Origin of the sequence: Microcoleus sp. Pol17C6 (genome assembly GCF_036701145.1) — a bacterium.
GTDB lineage: Bacteria > Cyanobacteriota > Cyanobacteriia > Cyanobacteriales > Microcoleaceae > Microcoleus.
Genome location: NZ_JAUBQH010000014.1, coordinates 33,591 through 51,155, shown reverse-complemented (window position 1 = coordinate 51,155; position 17,565 = coordinate 33,591). Strand labels below are relative to the sequence as shown.

11 protein-coding genes and 1 pseudogene are annotated in these 17,565 nt (G+C 44.2%); 9 read left to right on the top strand and 3 right to left on the bottom strand.

The features are described 5' to 3' along the window. Positions 1-24 precede the first annotated feature (24 nt). From QUA25_RS09630 to QUA25_RS09620, 3 genes are all read left to right on the top strand, one after another. Positions 25-5,502 carry an AAA family ATPase gene (locus tag QUA25_RS09630; protein WP_333037238.1) on the top strand — a complete coding sequence of 1,826 codons (5,478 nt, stop codon included), beginning with the start codon at positions 25-27 and terminating at the stop codon, positions 5,500-5,502. 363 nt (positions 5,503-5,865) lie between these two features. Next, positions 5,866-6,261 (top strand): response regulator, encoded by a 396-nt coding sequence (locus QUA25_RS09625; protein WP_333037237.1) that lies wholly within the window; start codon positions 5,866-5,868, stop codon positions 6,259-6,261. Continuing rightward, entirely contained in the window at positions 6,258-8,027 is a 1,770-nt protein-coding gene (locus QUA25_RS09620) for an adenylate/guanylate cyclase domain-containing protein (protein ID WP_333037236.1), read from the top strand. Before QUA25_RS09625 ends, QUA25_RS09620 begins: the two co-directional genes overlap by 4 nt. A 258-nt stretch (positions 8,028-8,285) precedes the next feature. Here QUA25_RS09620 and QUA25_RS09615 read toward each other — a convergent pair whose 3' ends face one another. Beyond that, positions 8,286-11,279: a PAS domain S-box protein gene (locus tag QUA25_RS09615; RefSeq protein ID WP_333037235.1), complete on the bottom strand. Its 2,994-nt coding sequence runs from the start codon at positions 11,277-11,279 to the stop codon at positions 8,286-8,288. Between the two features lie 683 nt (positions 11,280-11,962). Here QUA25_RS09615 and QUA25_RS09610 point away from each other — a divergent pair. Further along, complete coding sequence (locus tag QUA25_RS09610; RefSeq protein WP_333037234.1) at positions 11,963-12,133, top strand: hypothetical protein; 171 nt, start codon at positions 11,963-11,965, stop codon at positions 12,131-12,133. Between the two features lie 10 nt (positions 12,134-12,143). Next, a complete protein-coding gene (gene trpD, locus QUA25_RS09605; RefSeq protein WP_333037233.1) occupies positions 12,144-13,262 on the top strand; it encodes an anthranilate phosphoribosyltransferase in 1,119 nt (372 codons plus the stop codon). Positions 13,263-13,476: 214 nt separating this feature from the next. Here trpD and QUA25_RS09600 read toward each other — a convergent pair whose 3' ends face one another. After that, positions 13,477-14,037: a retropepsin-like aspartic protease gene (locus tag QUA25_RS09600; protein WP_333037232.1), complete on the bottom strand. Its 561-nt coding sequence runs from the start codon at positions 14,035-14,037 to the stop codon at positions 13,477-13,479. A 387-nt stretch (positions 14,038-14,424) separates the two neighbouring features. On the opposite strand from QUA25_RS09600, the gene carA reads away from it, so the two are divergent. Both carA and QUA25_RS09590 read left to right on the top strand, forming a co-directional pair. Further along, positions 14,425-15,582 (top strand): glutamine-hydrolyzing carbamoyl-phosphate synthase small subunit, encoded by a 1,158-nt coding sequence (gene carA, locus QUA25_RS09595; RefSeq protein WP_333037231.1) that lies wholly within the window; start codon positions 14,425-14,427, stop codon positions 15,580-15,582. A 181-nt stretch (positions 15,583-15,763) separates the two neighbouring features. After that, on the top strand, positions 15,764-16,120 hold the full coding sequence (locus QUA25_RS09590) for an STAS domain-containing protein (protein ID WP_333037230.1): 357 nt from the start codon (positions 15,764-15,766) through the stop codon (positions 16,118-16,120). On the opposite strand, the gene QUA25_RS09585 is transcribed toward QUA25_RS09590, so the two are convergent. Next, complete coding sequence (locus QUA25_RS09585; protein WP_333037229.1) at positions 16,107-16,367, bottom strand: hypothetical protein; 261 nt, start codon at positions 16,365-16,367, stop codon at positions 16,107-16,109. The two genes, QUA25_RS09590 and QUA25_RS09585, sit on opposite strands and share 14 nt — an antisense overlap. A 136-nt stretch (positions 16,368-16,503) precedes the next feature. On the opposite strand from QUA25_RS09585, the gene QUA25_RS09580 reads away from it, so the two are divergent. After that, on the top strand, positions 16,504-16,950 hold the full coding sequence (locus QUA25_RS09580) for a ribonuclease III domain-containing protein (RefSeq protein ID WP_333037228.1): 447 nt from the start codon (positions 16,504-16,506) through the stop codon (positions 16,948-16,950). Between the two features lie 263 nt (positions 16,951-17,213). Next, positions 17,214-17,565 (top strand): annotated as a pseudogene (locus tag QUA25_RS09575) (23S rRNA (guanosine(2251)-2'-O)-methyltransferase RlmB); the annotation flags it as partial.

The window sequence follows — 17,565 nt, the reverse complement described above, 5'->3', positions numbered from 1 at the left end:
TTAACATTCTAAAAATTACCCAAAATGTTAAAAATTGAAGGATACGAGATTCTCGATCGAATTTACGAAAGCCCAAATTCGACGGTTTATCGAGCCATTCGCGAACAGGACAATCAACCTGTTATCTTCAAAATGCTCGCTCAAGATTATCCCGATCCTGCTGAACTTACCCGCTACAAGCAGGAATACGAAATTACTTGCAATCTCAACAATATCGAAGGATTTGTCAAAGTTTATAGCCTACAAGAGTATCAAAGAACTCTAGTCATTATCTTTGAAGATTTTGGCGGCACTTCTTTAAAAATTTTGAATGATAACCCTACAGAAACGCAAAATATTTCATCTTTACAGCACTTCCTCCGCATCGCTATTCAAACAGCAGAGATTTTGGCTCGAATTCATGCTGCCCAAATTATCCACAAAGACATTAACCCCGCCAATATCCTGCTCAACCCAGAAACCGGGCAAGTTAAAATTATCGATTTTGGCATTGCTACTGTCTTCACCCGCGAAAATCCTACCCTAAAAAACCCCAATGTTTTAGAAGGTACATTAGCCTATATTTCTCCAGAACAAACTGGAAGGATGAACCGTTCTCTTGATTATCGAACCGACTTTTACTCTTTGGGCGTTACATTCTACGAACTCCTCACCGGACAACTTCCATTTGCCGCTGACGATGCTTTGGAGTTGTTACATTGCCACATCGCCAAACAACCAGTACCGCCGCATCAGGTTAATCCAGAAATTCCCCCAATTATTTCTGATATCACACTCAAACTGATGGCCAAAACAGCAGAAGAACGATATCAAAGTGCCTGCGGAATTAAATCAGATTTAGAAGAATGCTTGAACCAGTTACAGACAAATGGCAAAATTGAATCATTCGCCCTCTGTCGTCAAGATATTTGCGACAAGTTCCAAATTCCCCAAAAACTTTACGGACGCGAGGCAGAAGTTGCAGATTTACTAGCAGCCTTCTCTCGGATTAGCAAAACAGAAAACAACCAGCAATCCCGTAAAGAATTAATGCTGGTTGCTGGTTATTCTGGAATCGGCAAGTCAGCACTGGTATCCGAAGTTTATAAACCAATAACTAAGGCGAGAGGCTATTTTATAGCTGGAAAATTCGACCAATTTCAGCGCAATATTCCTTACTCTGCTATTGTCAGCGCTTTTAAGGGATTAGTGCGACAACTGTTAACCGAAAGCGAAGAACAGCTTAATCAATGGCGAGAAAAATTATTAAATGCTTTTGGTGTTAACGGTCAAATTATTATTGATGTAATTCCCGAAGTTGAATTGATTGTAGGCAAACAGCCGGCCTTGTCTGCATTAGGTGCAAATGAATCGCAAAATCGCTTTAATCTTATCTTCGGCAATTTCATTCGGGTATTTTGTTCAGAAAAGCATCCTTTAGTCATTTTTCTGGATGATTTGCAATGGGCAGATTCTGCCACCCTCAAATTAATCCAACTGATGATGGTGGATGCAGATACCCAATATCTATTTTTGATTGGAGCTTATCGAGACAACGAAGTCAATTCTACTCATCCCTTGATGGTGACTTTGGAAGATATCCGCTCTGAGGGAGCCACTGTTAACCAGATTACCTTAGTACCTTTAGCCCAACCACATATCAATGAATTGATTGCAGATACGTTGCAGTGTGAGCGTTATGCTGTCAGAGATTTAGCAGGATTAATTCTAAAAAAAACCAGCGGCAATCCTTTCTTTATTACGGAATTATTGAAAAACTTATATACTGAAAATTTGCTAAATTTCGATTTTAAGGAGCGCACTTGGCAGTGGAATATTGTTCAGATTGAGGCGAGAGCCATTACTGACAATGTGGTAGAATTAATGGTAGGCAAACTCAATAAATTGCCGTCCAATACTCAACAGGTATTGCGTTTTGCAGCTTGTATAGGTGCAGAGTTTGACTTAAACACTCTATCAATTATTTGCGATCGCTCCCCCGCTGAAATTTTCTATGCGCTGAAAAAAGCCATTCATTCTGAGTTAATTTTTACTATCTCAGAATTAGATAGTCAACTTTTAATTCAACACTATAAGTTTGGACACGATCGCATCCAACAAGCAACTTATTCTTTGATTGACGACTCTGAAAAACAAGCCATTCATTTACAAATTGGTCGCCTGTTGCTAAAGAACAGTTCGCCCGAAACACGATCAAAAAAAATATTTGAAATTGTCGATCATCTGAATATCGGGGTAGGGTTAAGCAGGGCCGTACAGCCCCTACTAACCCATCAACAAGAGCGAAACGAAATTGCCAAACTTAATTTGATAGCGGGCCAGAAAGCCAAAGCAGCGACGGCTTACAGTGCTGCGGTTGAATATTTGAAGACAGGATTAAGCCTCTTAACCGAAGAAAGTTGGCAAACGCAGTATAAATTAACCCTAAATCTCTATCAAGAAATGGTAGAGGCTAAATATTTAAACACCAACTTTGAGGGTGCAGAAAAATTAGCTGAAGTTATCTTGGAACGAGCAATAAATCACCTAGACAGGGTAAAAGCTTACGAACTAAAAGTGCTAATTTATACCGCTAAGAATCAGCCACTTAAAGCAATAGAAACTGGTTTAGAAGCATTAAAATTACTAGAAATTTCTCTCTCTACAGGAGAAGATAGTAACGTAGATATGCCAGCACTTATGGACTTAGAAAGCTTCCCGGAAATGACTGACGCTGCTCAACTCGCAGCCATGCGAATTTTGATGTCTATTTGTCCGTCCGCTTTATTTGCGAAACCCGGAGTTTTAGTGTTAATTATTTTGACAATGGTTAACCTGACAATTCAAAAAGGTTATTCAGCTTTGGCTGCTTATGCTTATGCTGCGTATGCTGTTATCTGTTCGGGAAAAGGCAACATACAAACTGGATATCACGCCGGAGAATTGGCACTAAAGTTAGTAAATATATATCATGCTATAGAGCTAAAAGCCAAAATCTATAACTTATTTTGTTCTTTAGTGAAACACTGGAAAGCTCCCGCAAAAAGCAGTCTTTCTCTGCTACTAGAGGGAAATAAAAGCGGACTTGAAACAGGAGATAATGAGTACGCAGGTTATTGTATTAAAGCTTATTGTGTTACCCTGTTTTTGACTGGAGAAGGACTAGAATCTGTTGCATCAAAAATGCACCAATCCTGCGAACAATTATGGAAGCTCAAACAGGAATATACTCTTTACCAGACTAATATCTGGCGGCAAGTTATTTTAAATCTTTTGGAAACAACAGCCACCCCATCTCGCTTGCTGGGCGAAAGCTTTAACGAGGAGGAAATACTTCCCCGTTTGCTAGCCACGAAGAACCGCACGCTGCTTAGTCTTGTTTACGTAGCCAAACTAAATCTCGCTTATTTATTCAAAAACTATGCCGATGCCGTGAAGAATGCGATCGCAGCTGCAGAATACATAGATTCTCTCATGGGATTTATGTATGTTGCTATCCATAACTTCTACTATTCTCTTGCCCTGCTCGCTCAGTATTCTCCCGAGCTCATGGAAAATTTGGAGGGAGTCGAATCAAACCAAAAGCAAATGAAGCAATGGGCCGAGCTTGCCCCGTTCAATTTCCAGCATAAATACGACCTAGTACAAGCAGAAAAAGCGCGAGTATTAGGAGATAATTGGCAAGCAGCAAAACTTTACGAGCGATCGATTCAAGGAGCAAGAGACAACGGATATATTCAAGATGAAGCTTTAGCCTATGAGTTAGCAGCGGAATTTTATCTAGTAAGCGGTATGGAGGAGATTGCCCAAACCTATCTCAAAGGAGCACACTACGGCTATACTCGCTGGCAAGCTAAGGCAAAAGTTGAGGATTTAGAAGCAAGATATCCACAACTACAGGCAAAATCAGGGGCGATTTTTGGTAAAAATACAGGCCCTATCGTCCCCAATGCTCACACTACCACAGGAGCGAGTACAGCTTTAGATTTAGCGACAGTTATCAAAGCTTCCCAAGCCATTGCTGGTGAAATTGTGCTAGAGCAATTACTCCGAAAATTGATGACAATTATGATGGAGAATGCTGGCGCACAGGTGGGATACTTGTTGTTGGAATCTCAGGGTAAACTACTGATTGAAGCATCCGGTGCAGTTGATTCCGATACCATCAATTTGTTGCAGTCCATCCCATCTGAAAGCAGTCAGTTACTGTCCTTATCAGTGATTAATTATGTAAGCCGCACTCACAAAGATGTTGTTTTAAATGATTCTAGTCGGGAAGGCAGATTTACGAATGACACTTATATAAAAGCTCATAAAACTAAATCTCTTCTCTGCGTTCCTCTGCTCAAACAGAATCAGCTTATTTCAATAATTTACTTAGAAAATAACCTAGTAACAGGTGCATTTACTCCCGACAGAGTATCTCTGTTAAAAGTCTTGTGTTCGCAAGCTGCCATCTCAATCGAAAATGCCCAACTCTATGCCAACCTAGAAGCAAAAGTAGAAGAACGCACTCAAGAATTATCACAAGCTTTAAGCAATCTCGAAGCCACCCAAGAAGGATTGATTCAATCAGAAAAAATGGCAGCTTTAGGACAACTTGTGGCCGGAGTTGCTCACGAAGTTAACACTCCCCTGGGCGCGATTCGCTCGTCGGCAGGAAATGTTTCTAAGTTCTTAAATCAAACTTTAGAACAATTGCCCACACTTTTTCAATCTCTCTCCCCAGAAGAAGCACAGAATTTGTTGAGTTTACTGCAGCGTTCCCTGCAACAAGAAGCCAGCTTATCAACCAAAGAAGAACGCAAGTTGAAGAGAGCTTTGAGAAGCCAACTGGAAGAATTAGGAATTGAAAGTGCCGATACCATAGCCGATCGCCTAGTGATCATGGGCGTTTATAATGAAATTGATACATTTGTGTCTTTGTTGCAAAGATCCGATAGTTTACATCTCCTAGAAATCGCCTACAAACTTTCCGAATTAAAAAGAGGCATTGCTACTATCACCACAGCCACAGATAAAGCATCAAAAGTAGTTTTTGCCTTAAAAACTTATGCCCGCTACGAACAGTCTGGCGAAAAAACAGCAGCCAGTCTTAAAGAAGGTATTGAAACAATCTTAACCCTGTATCAAAATCTACTCAAACAGGGAGTTGAGGTCATCAAAAACTATGCCGATATCCCGCCGATACTGTGCTATCCCGACGAACTAAATCAAGTTTGGACTAATTTAATTCACAATGCTTTGCAAGCAATGGATTATCGAGGCACGTTAACAATTGAGTTAACGGCTCAAGATGACCAGGCTAAGATTAGCATTAGCGACAGCGGCAAAGGGATACCTGAAGAGATAAAAGGGAAAATATTTGACCCGTTTTTTACTACTAAGCCCGCAGGAGAAGGTAGCGGATTGGGACTAGATATTGTGAAGAAGATTGTTGACAAGCATCAGGGAAAAATAGAAGTGGAATCAATTCCGGGCAAAACTACATTTAATGTTTTCCTGCCAAGGATCACTTTATAAGCAACTCAAGGATCTCGCAAACGATATAAGGTAGTAAGTAGGTCGGATTTTGCTTGGTTCCGCCTAAGCTGCAATCTACCCCATTGGGAGTATTTCAAAAGTTAAAGCGTTTTGAGGCCCCTAACTCCGATTCAACAGGAAACGGATGTAAAACAGCAGTACGATGCGTTATGCTCAGCTAAGGTGCTACGCATATAAGTTTCTTGGTTTCGGCGACTGGGGAGGGGGAGAGGATTTGGCGAGCCGTTGGCTTGTGACATCTTAAGATAAGATGGAGTCTACTAATACACTTTACTACTTTTACTACTTTGGCTACTTGTGCTACTTTGGCTACTAATAACAATTAAAAAGGAGAAAAAATAGATGTCTAAACCAGTTATTTTGTGCGTTGACGATGAGAAAATAATATTAGACAGTCTCAGGACGCAGCTAGCAGCAGAATTTGGGAATGCGTACACCTACGAAGGAGCCGAAGATGCTGAGGAGGCGTTAGAGGTGATCAGCGAACTTTATGATGACAAAATTAGCCTTGTTCTGATTATTTGTGATTGGTTAATGCCCGGTATTAGGGGAGATGAGTTGCTGATTCGCATTCACCAAAACTACCCCAATGTTATTAAAATTATGCTGACTGGTCAAGCGGATGAAGTAGCCATTGACAGAGTACAAAAACAGGCTAACCTTCATGGTTGCTTATCTAAACCTTGGTTGGAGTCCGATTTGCTAGAAACTATTAAATCTGGTTTATCTAAACTATGAGCCAACAGGTAATTATCTGTGTTGATGATGAAAAAACTGTACTCAGGAGCCTCAAAGCAGAACTGCAAGAGGCTGTGGGCAATGATTATATAATCGAAATTTCTGAAGGTGGGCAAGAGGCATTAGAGCTAATTGAAGAATTGCTAGAGGAGGGAGATGAAATTCCTTTAATTATTTCCGACCATATTATGCCTGATATGAAGGGAGATGAGCTGTTAAAACAGGCTCATATAATTTCGCCTAAAACTATAAAAATTATGCTAACAGGACAAGCAGATATTGGGGCGATCGCCAATGCTATCAACTCTGCAAACTTATATCGTTATATTACCAAACCTTGGCAACCGGAAGACTTAAAATTGACCGTTAGAGAAGCGCTAAATAGTTATCTTCAAGATAAACAACTGGCACAACAAAATGCCCAACTCCAGCAAATAAATCAGGAGTTGGCCGAGTTAAACAGCCAGCAAACCGTACTCATTGCTAAACTACACGAAAATGAAAATCGGTTGACACAGTTTTTGGAAGCAATGCCGATTGGTGTGGGTGTGCTGAACGCGGACGGCCAACCTTACTACATCAATCGGAAAGCAAAAGAGATATTTGGTAAAGGAGTTGTGCCGGATACCAGTTCCCAGCAATTGTCAGAGGTTTATCAACTCTATCAAGCAGGGACGAATCAAAAGTATCCTACGGAGAATTTGCCCAGCGTGCGCGCGTTGAATGGGGAAAGTGCTACGGCTGACGATGCAGAAGTTCATCAAGGTGACAAGATTATTCCCCTAGAAATCTTCGCTACTCCCATCTACGATCAACAAGGAAATATTGTTTATGCTATCAACACTCTTCAAGATATCACGGAACGCAAAGAAGCTGAGGCAGAACGCAAAAAGTTTATTGAGGATCTCTTTGAGGTCAATTGCAATTTGGAACTTTCACTGGATGCAGAATTAGAAATTGCGGAGGCGACAAGTCGCTTTGTACCCAAGGAGTTGTTAGCTTTTTTGGGATGTGACAGTATTGTTGATATTAAATTGGGAGAAGCGGTGGAGTTGGAAATGTCAGTTTTGTTTTCTGACATCCGCGATTTCACTACTCTTTCGGAACAGATGACACCTGAAGAAAATTTTAAATTTATCAATTCTTATCTGAGTCGAATGGAACCGCTGATTGTGGAAAATAAAGGGTTTATTGATAAATATATTGGTGATGCAATTATGGCTTTGTTTAGCGAGGGGGCGGATGATGCTTTGAAAGCGGGAATTGCAATGCTGCATACTCTTGCGGAATACAATCGAGATCGCGCTTGTGTGGGCGATGTGCCAGTTGAGATTGGGGTGGGAATCAATACTGGTTCTTTGATTCTGGGTATAGTAGGCGGAAAAAGCCGCATGGACGGTACTGTGATTAGCGATGCGGTTAATTTGGCTTCTCGGATTGAAAGTTTGACGAAAAATTATGGGGTGTCGCTGTTAATTACTCAGCAGACTTTCGATCGCTTGAGGAATCCGGGTGATTATGCAATTCGGGTAATTGATAAAGTTCAGGTTAAGGGTAAGTCTGAATGGGTGACTGTTTATGAAGTTTTTGATGCTGATTTGCCGGAAGTTAAAGCGGGGAAGTTAGCGACTCTGCAACTATTTACTCAGGCTTTGTCTTTGTACAATATGAAGAATTTTAGGGAAGCTGGGGGACTTTTTGCGGATTGTTTGGGGCAAAATCCGGGAGATAATGTGGCTCGAATTTATTGGGAAAGGTGTAATTAAGGAAGAAGGAAGTTCGGCAATGGATTCGCTTTCTTCGGATGTAACGGATGTAACGGATGGAAGCCGAAAGAAGGAAGAAATAAGAAAAGCCAGGGTTTTAGCAATACAGAACTTATGCAAAATTTCTATATGTATAATTCTATAGAATTCAATGCACACTGCATCTTACCCACTTTAGTGCGAGCGAGTTTTATGAGGACTTTAGTCCTCACTAGAAACCGCGACTCGTTATCCCGATGCGATCGCCCCGATCGCACTTTAGGATTGTTCGATCGGTTGTTCGATCGGCAATTCTATGATAAACTCGGCCCCGTGGCCGAGTGCAGACACGCAGCTAAGTTTTCCACCGTGTTCTTGGACAACTTTGTAGGAAATTGACAAACCTAAACCGGTGCCTTTGTCGGCGGGTTTGGTGGTAAAAAAAGCCTCGAATAACTGCTGGGAAACTTCTTCTGGCATACCGGGGCCGTTGTCAGAAATCCTAATTACAGCATTGGAGTTTTGGACTTCTGTCCTAATTTTAATTTTGCTGCGGTTAGCTTTGACTTCGGCAACTGAACGCCCTTCGTTGTATTCCTCGATCGCGTCGATCGCATTTCCGATCAAATTCATAAATACCTGATTGATTTTTCCAGCATAACACTCCACCAAAGGCAAATTTCCATAGTCCTTAATTACCGCAATTTCGGGATAGTTACCTCTCGCTTTCAGGCGACTTTGCAGGATCAGCAGCGTTCCTTCAATCCCTTCGTGCAGGTTAACTTTGCTCATTTGAGAATCATCTTTGCGGGAGAAATTTCTGAGCGATCGCACGATTTCCCGAATGCGATCGGCCCCAACCTGCATCGAAGACATCGCTTTCGGCAAATCTTCTAGCAGAAACTCTAATTCGATATCCTTAATTTTATTTTGAATTGCTGCCGGTGGCTGCGGGCAGTGCTGCTGGTACATATCGAGCAAATTCAGCAAATCTTCCGTGTAGTGGCCGACGTGAACGAGATTGCCGCAGACGCTACTAACAGGATTGTTAATTTCGTGAGCGACCCCAGCTACCATTTGACCGAGAGTAGACATTTTCTCAGTGTGAATCAATTGAGCTTGAGTTTGCTGCAATTCGTGCAAAGTATTTTCGAGTTGAAGTTTTTGTTGGGTTAACTCGGTTTGCGATCGCAGTAAAGCTTCTTCACTGCGTTTCTGCTCGGAAATATCAGTAATTAACCCTTCCAAAGCTATCAATTCTCCAGAGTCGGAAAACACTCCCAAACCTTGCTCCCAAACCCATTTTAATTCGCCATTTTTAGCAGTAATTCGGTAATTTAGCTGATAGGGTCGATTTTCTTGCAAAGCAACTTGCACGGCATTCCACAAATTATCGCGATCGTCCGGGTGAGTCAATTCCGATATAGAAATTTCCCTAGTGCCGATAAATTCTTCAGGAGAATAGCCGGCTAACTGATAGCAACCTTCGCTGACAAACTCCATACTGCGATCGGCATCGTTGCGAAAACGGTAGGCCATTCCCGGCAAATTGCTCATCAGCGTCGCCAAGGCCCGCTGACTTTCCCGTAGGGCTTCTTCGGCGTGTTTGCGATCGGTAATATCCGTCATCACCGCCAGCATACAGAGTTCGCCGTCCAAATTAATCAATTCCGCTGACAGCAAACACACCACCACCGATCCCGACTTCATCCGAAACTCGCACTCCTGATTGCGAACAACACCTTGTTCGTGCAAACTTCGCCTAAAATTAAGTCGGTCTTCAGGTCTTACCCAAATATTTAACCCCGGTACTGTATTCCAGAGCGTTTCTTCTAAATCGTAACCAGTCATCGACAGAAAACTATCATTAACTTCAATAAAACGACCCTCAGCAAAAGTAGTAATAATCATCGGATCTGGACTCGACCGAAAAGCCTTAGAAAACTTTTCTTCCGATAACCTCAACTTTTTAATAGCCTCTTCCAACTGACTTGTCCGCTCTTTAACCCGGCATTCCAATACCTCATTAGCCTGCTTCAGGGCTTCCTCAGCCTGCACCCGATAAGTGATATCGCGCACCACGCCTTGCAGCCCTATTTTGCCGCCGATATCCATAGAAGTTAGCAGCACTTCCGCTGGAAATTCAGAACCATCCAAACGGCAGTGCCTCCAGTCAAAACGGCAATTTCCCGATCGCATAGCCGTATTAATTCGCTCTTGATAAAGACTCATAGAATCTTGTCCGTCCGGTTGCAACGGCGAGCTGAACTCCGAAGGATGCTTGCCGCAAAACTCCGACTCAGTGCTGCATCCAAATAACTTTAAAGTAGCCGAATTGCAATCCAAAAAACCCTCTTCGTCTAGCAGCATTACCGCATCAGTCGTCGATTCGTACAAAGTGCGAAACTTTTTTTCCGACGCCTGCAAAGAAGCAATCAACTGCATCTTTTCCTCAGCAGCCCGCTTTTGCTCAGTAATATCCTGCATTACTTGAGAAAAGCCCTGCAACTTTCCCCTTTCATCCCGCAAAGGAGTAACAATAATATTCGCCCAAAATCGCGAGCCGTCTTTGCGAAGCCGCCAGCCTTGATTTTCGTATCGACCTTCTGCCACCGCCTGGATTAATTTTTGTTGGGGCTTGCCAATTTCAAGATCTTCTTTCGTGAAAAAACACTCCGAATTATTGCCGACTATTTCATGAGCTCTGTATCCAAAAATGCGTTCTGCACCAGAATTCCAGCTAGCTACATACCCATCAGTATCTAACATGAATATAGCGTAATCCTTAACGCCTTCAATTATTAAGCGCAGGCGTTCTTCGCTTTCTCGAAGTGCAGATTCTGCTTGCTTGCGCTGGGTGATATCTTCTACAAAACCTTCGTAGTACAGCAATTTACCTGCTTCATCGCAGACAGCCCGCGCATTCTCAGCGATCCAAATTATTGTTCCGTCCCGCCGATAAATCTGCGACTCAAAATCCGATACGATGCCCTGTGCTTGCAAAGCAGAAACAAACTGATCGCGGCGATCGGGGTTGACGTAAAGCTGATCGCTGATATCAGTCAGAGAACCCATCAATTCTTCGGCGGAATTATATCCGTAGATGCGAGCCAAAGCTGGGTTAGCGCTGATGTAGCGACCGGATTGGGTTGTTTGAAAAATACCCGACACAGCATTTTCAAACATACTATAATATTTTGCTTCCATTTGGTGCAGTGCCTCCGCGACATTCAGGCATTCTATCGCTTTATTTCCTAGTTTTTGATTTCCCACTTGTGAATACCCTGCTCTTGTGTGTCAGTTTAATATTTTTGATCGACCGCCTGTTAAATTTGAGCCGTTATTTAGGCTAAAAGATGGTGTGTCGCAGCCGGAGACGAGTGTGTTTATTCATCTGTCCTACTGGACTGTTAGTTATTAGTGATTGTTGCGGAAAGTTTAGCTAATCCGGTATTTATTTGATGCTTGGCTGGCTGTCTCGATCGCATTGGCACATCGATCTGCCTGCGGTGCAGGTATTCGAGCAAAACCCGCTCCTTGAAATCTCCCTGAATAGATTAGCAGTTGAATACCCTGAAATAAGTTAGTAGCAAGGATGTTGTTACAATAAAAGGCAGCGACTTCTACAACCGCAAGAGCCTATTTTTAGGATGTGGGTGAGAGTGCGATCGACTCTTACCCGAAGCAACTAACCCGCCTGCAAGAGCTAAATGCTCGCTGTCCTTGCTGTCAGTCGATTTGAGATTTTAGATTAAAGTTGACTCCACAGATGAATCTGGGGTTCTCCTAATGTCTAAAATTTTTTGCTCTCCACAACTCCTGTCGGAAACTTTTATCGGTCTTTGGGTGCCCTGAGTGACTGTTAAGTATTATTGCTGATAGATAATACAGCAGACTGCTGGCAGTTGTACGATCTGGGGTTTCTATGTAAAGTTGGCACAACAATAGGGTAATTGTTGTATCAAAAAATTCATATTCTGCTACTGCGGGTGGAAAAATTCTGTAGCGGTGCTGGCATTTGGGCAAAAATATGGGCCCGATCGCGCAAAATGTGGTCGGCAAGTCTGGTAAAATCCCGATCGATTCTCGGTTTGGCCGCAAAGCTCGATCGGGCTAAATTTGACTAAAAACTAATAAATGACAGATTCTCCTCTACTAGCAACGCCAGAGTTATCCCCTGCTTCAACCCAGACGCCGGATTCTCCTGTGTGGCAAGCCATCCTGCAACAACTATTAGACAGACAATCTCTCTCACGCGGCCAAGCAGCCGACTTGATGCAGGGATGGCTAGCCGAAGCTATTCCCCCCGTCCTCTCAGGAGCCATTTTAGCGGCCATCCAAGCCAAAGGCATCTCTGCCCAAGAATTGGTAGGAATGGCTCAGGTATTGGATTCTCAGTCGCTTGCAGGTGAGTCGGAGAGCGTTTTCAATCCCAAAAAATCCTCAATCTCCAATCTCAAATTAATTGATACTTGCGGCACAGGCGGCGACGGCGCTTCCACGTTTAACATTTCCACTGCTGTAGCTTTTGTGGCCGCCGCCGGCAACGTTCGAGTCGCGAAACACGGAAATCGCTCCGCATCGAGCAAAGTGGGTTCTGCTGACGTGTTGGAAGCACTGGGAGTCAACCTCAACGCCGATCCCGCGAAGGTAAGATCTGCGGTAGACTCTGTGGGCATCACCTTTTTATTTGCGCCTGGGTGGCATCCCGCACTTAAGGCTGTAGCGTCGCTCCGGCGCACTTTGAAGGTGCGGACTATTTTTAACCTATTAGGGCCCCTTGTCAATCCTATGCGCCCTACAGGGCAGGTAATCGGGGTGTTCGATCCTAGTCTGGTATCAACTATTGCTCAAGCTTTGGGCGAGTTGGGGACTGAGTTAGCTGTAGTCGTTCACGGCAGAGAAAAATTGGACGAGGCGGGGTTGGGTGATGTGACTGATTTGGCGGTTTTGTCAGATGGCAAAGTGGAACTCACTACTTTAGACCCCCAAAAGGTAGGATTGACACCAAGTGCGATCGGCTCGTTAAAAGGCGGAAATGTTGAGGAAAACGCCGAGATTTTGCGGAACGTTTTGCAAGGCAAAGGTACGGCCGCACAAATGGATGTTGTAGCTTTGAATGCCTCTTTGGCTTTTCAGGTGGGAGGTGCAATTCCTATGGGTTCTCACGCAGCAGGAGTTTCTATGGCTAAGGACATTTTATTGAGCGGCGAATCTTGGTTGAAGTTGCAGCAGTTGATTGAGTTTTTGAAATGAAGGAAGTTCGGCAACGGATTTTGTAACGGATGTAACGGATGGAAGAAGGATGAAGGAAGTTCGGCAACGGATTCTGTAACGGATGTCACGGATGTCACGGATGTCAGGAAGAAGGAAGAAGGAAAAAGGTATTTTTTGTTTTAACTAACTAACAAGAAAAATTATTGAATTTTCAAGTTTTCTTTACTTCTTCCCTCGGACTTCTTCGTTTTTTTTAAGAGCGCGATCGAAATTCAATGACATCTTGCTTAATAGTCACATCTTTATTACCAAAAAAGTCGTGACCCAACAGTCCGATATCTAGGGATGGCGAGACTGCGACAACTACATTGTTAACTGCCAGACCACCTGCTTCCATAGAAGTCAAGCGACCGAGGGGAAAAGTAGCAACTCCGTTGGGAGTTTGTGCTTGCACTGTTCCCTGGAGAACAACGCCCAAGGCTTTAGCCATTGCTGGTGTAATTACTGTGCCACTAGCTCCAGAATCTACCATCATCTCGAACTTTTGTTTGCCGTTAAACGTGACTTCTATGACCGGGATATTAGCCTCTCGGCGTTTGATTTTTGCCTGAAACACTCCCGACTTTGCCGCCGCCGAAGTGCTGGGAGTCAATTCTTTGGGGAGAAAACCGCAGACTGATTGGCTGAGATTGACGGTTCGACCTGACGAGCTCCGCATGAAGCATCCCTCACTTTCTTGAGCCACTGCTCGCGAGGAGTTGGCAACAGTCCCTACTAAAATTGAACTGCTCAGAGAAATAACTGTTGTTACCACCAGTAATGGTTTGCACCGTTTTTGAGAGTTCAGTAGATGCTTGTATAAGTTTGAGAGTAAAGGCAAGGGAGATTTACTAGCCATAGTTTCGTTAAACGCTGTAGCTCGATCGTAACAGCGACAACTGCCTTTTGGTATAGATTTGGTATAGATAGAGAATTTCCGCCCGCCACCTAAGCTGCTGGCAGATAAATTGCTGGCGCGGGGGGAGATGGAAAATTTGCACTTGTTGCAGCTTTTTGATTACCTCTTGCTTCTGCCTCCGGCATAAGTGCCTTGGTTTTCCGAACCCTTGCACAAATTAAAATAATATCTGTACATTGCCGACTAGCATCAAATCCCTGGCAGTGGTAAGAATTAAACCAAACGAAAGTAATTAAGGATGCCATGTCACTTTCAACTGCACAACCCGCTCTCCTAGTCCTGGCTGACGGTACTGCTTACCGCGGCTGGTCGTTTGGCGCTGACGCCACCGTCGTTGGCGAGGTAGTATTTAATACGGGAATGACGGGCTACCAAGAAGTATTGACCGATCCCAGCTATTGCGGTCAAATTGTAACTTTTACTTATCCAGAATTGGGCAATACCGGGGTAAATCTCGAAGACGAAGAATCCTCGCGCCCGCAAATTCGAGGTGCGATCGCCCGGAACGTATGCAGCCGCCCCAGCAACTGGCGCTGTTCGCAATCTCTGCAAGACTACCTAAAACAGTACGATATCCCCGGCATTTACGGGATCGACACCCGCGCCCTCACTCGCAAAATTCGCACGGTGGGAGCGATCAACGGTGGCATTTCGACCACGATTCTCGACCAGGCAGAGCTTTTGGAGCTAGTACAAGACGCCCCCAGCATGGACGGGCTAAATCTAGTCCAGGAGGTCACCACTCGCGAGGTTTACGAGTGGTCTGAAGCCACGGACTCGGTTTGGGAGTTCAGTCCTACAGTCAAACCTGCTAATGGCAAAATGTGGACGGTGGTAGCGCTAGACTTTGGGATCAAGCGCAACATCCTGCGGCGTCTGGCGAGTTACGGATGTCGGGTCATCGTTGTCCCCGCTGACACGTCGCCGGAGGAAATCCTCAAATACAACCCGGACGGCATTTTTCTGTCCAACGGCCCCGGAGATCCGGCGGCGGTAACGGAAGGGATCGCGACTGCGAAAGCTTTGTTAAAGTCGGAGAAACCCGTATTCGGCATCTGCATGGGACACCAAATTTTGGGACTTTCCTTGGGTGCAGAAACTTTTAAACTTAAGTTCGGCCATCGGGGATTGAATCATCCAGCGGGTTTAACTGAGCAAGTAGAAATTACTAGCCAAAATCACGGTTTTGCGATCGACCCCGATTCCCTAGCCCCCGAAGTAGAAATTACTCATCTCAATTTGAACGATCGTACCGTAGCCGGATTGAAGCACAAAACTCTGCCACTTTTCTCAGTGCAGTACCACCCAGAAGCCAGTCCGGGCCCGCACGACGCCGACTATTTATTCGATCGATTCGTGCAGTCAATGCGAGACAATCAGAAAGTAGCCAGCAGAAAGTAGTCCGCAGTCAGCAGTAATTAGTCAGTAGTCATCAGAGGCTGTTTGTGTCGATCGCTTCTGACTAATGACTAATGACTAATGACTCATGACTAAAAACCTGTAGACAAAAGACCAAAAAACTCCTATAATGAAGCCTCGACTTTAAGCCATATCTAGCTAGGAGGGTGTCATTCCTGAGTCATTGACCCTGACCGTTAGCCTCAGAGGCACTCGCGAAGTCAAGAATAACTATCAGTTATTTCGCCTGACTGGCCTGCTGGACGCTTTTTCTGAGGCAACTTTTCGGAAGGTAATAAGCAAATGTATTGACGAGGGCCCAAAACACGTAATTTTGGACTTGTCTCAGATAGACTTTGTGGATAGTTCAGGCTTGGGCGCACTTGTGCAACTTGTCAAAAAAGCCCAAACCTTGGAGGGGACATTGCAAATTGTCTCAAATCCCCGCGTAACTCAGACTGTTAAACTGGTTCGCTTAGAGAAATTTTTGTCTTTGCAGCCTTCGGTTGATGAGGCGGTAAAAAACGTCAAGGATGCTTGACGCCAAAGTGAGTTAAATTAGCTATCCGGTTCTCAACGCTGGATAGCAAATTTTTATTTTTTTGCTGGTAAAACAATACCGATTTTTCCAGAAGCTGCGACACGCGCCAGCCGATATTTCCCCGATGCTTAGAGTTTCGGTGGAAGGGCAGTAAAATATGTGTGGCAAACACGCGGAAAAATGGTATAAAAATTAGAGCATCCCGATTTGGTAAAAAGCCTTTTTTAGGAGTGCGATCGTCACGCAAAGCTTTGCCTATATATCTCGTTTCGCGATCTGACAGCGAACACTCCTGGGAAAGCTATAATTGCTGAAGTAACGAAAGACGCAAGAATTAAGTGACTAGAAAAACCAAGCTGTGCGGAAGTTTTATTTAAAAAAGTATGTCGCCGATCGCAGATGACGGACTCAAACTGAGTCTGACGGATATCAGTTTAAATCGAGTGCATCCTGCGAGGGCTACACCAGCAGAAATAGAAAGAATTTCGCCCGCAGCCTGGGCATATTTGGGAGATGCAGTGTACGAACTCTACGTTCGGAGTTCGTACTTAGTCCCACCCAAAAGATTGCAAGCTTATCACGAATTAGTGGTGGGGCAAGTACGAGCCGAAACTCAAGCGCGTCATTTGCGATCGCTCTCTCCTTACTTGAACAGTACAGAATTAGCAATTGTCAAGCGCGGCCGCAATGCTGCAGCGGGCCGTTCTAAACGAGCAGATCCAGAGATATACCAACAAGCCAGCAGCTTAGAAACCTTGGTCGGATATTTATATCTCACCGATCCCGAAAGATTGACCGAACTTCTGGCACTTTTAGATATTGAGACTTAAAGGATTTAGCAGTTAAGAGTTGGGCATGGGGAGGGATTAATTAACCATCCTTGCACGGCTAACATAAAACCGCAAAAAGGTCGATCGGCAAAACAGGATTTATCAGTTATTAACTAGCAATTTGAACACAGCAAAATCCTTGCTCCCTCGCTAGACTATCTAAAATCTCAAAGCCCCAAGATTGCTCCCTCAATCAAGAATCTCACATCTACAATCTACAACCGATTAGCCTTCAGCCAAAACGTTTTGAGCACAAGAAACCAATGAGAAAATTTACCAAACCCAACTTTTCGCGATCGAATTCCGACAGCAAGCCATTTAAAAGCGAAGGCCGCCGTCAGGACTCACAACCATCCTCTCCCCGCTTTGAACGCAAGCCCCGTCCCGACACTCGCGGAGTAGATGCGCCTCAAAAGCGATCGACCTTCGCCCCGCAATCGCGAGAAATGCCCGTGAGAGCAATTTTCAAACGGAGAGTCGATTCCGACGGCCAACCGGACATTCGCAGAAATAATTATTTTAAAGACAGAGACAGCAGCCCGCAGGAATCCCGCGGGAATTATTACCAAGACAGAGACAGAGACAGCAGCCCCCAGCCGGCCCGCAACAATTTCC

Bases quoted from the DNA above. Each gene is read 5' to 3' on its own strand.
- QUA25_RS09630 (WP_333037238.1), top strand. From the start codon at position 25: ATGTTAAAAATTGAAGGATACGAGATTCTCGATCGAATTTACGAAAGC.
- QUA25_RS09625 (WP_333037237.1), top strand. From the start codon at position 5,866: ATGTCTAAACCAGTTATTTTGTGCGTTGACGATGAGAAAATAATATTA.
- QUA25_RS09620 (WP_333037236.1), top strand. From the start codon at position 6,258: ATGAGCCAACAGGTAATTATCTGTGTTGATGATGAAAAAACTGTACTC.
- trpD (WP_333037233.1), top strand. From the start codon at position 12,144: ATGACAGATTCTCCTCTACTAGCAACGCCAGAGTTATCCCCTGCTTCA.
- carA (WP_333037231.1), top strand. From the start codon at position 14,425: ATGTCACTTTCAACTGCACAACCCGCTCTCCTAGTCCTGGCTGACGGT.
- QUA25_RS09580 (WP_333037228.1), top strand. From the start codon at position 16,504: ATGTCGCCGATCGCAGATGACGGACTCAAACTGAGTCTGACGGATATC.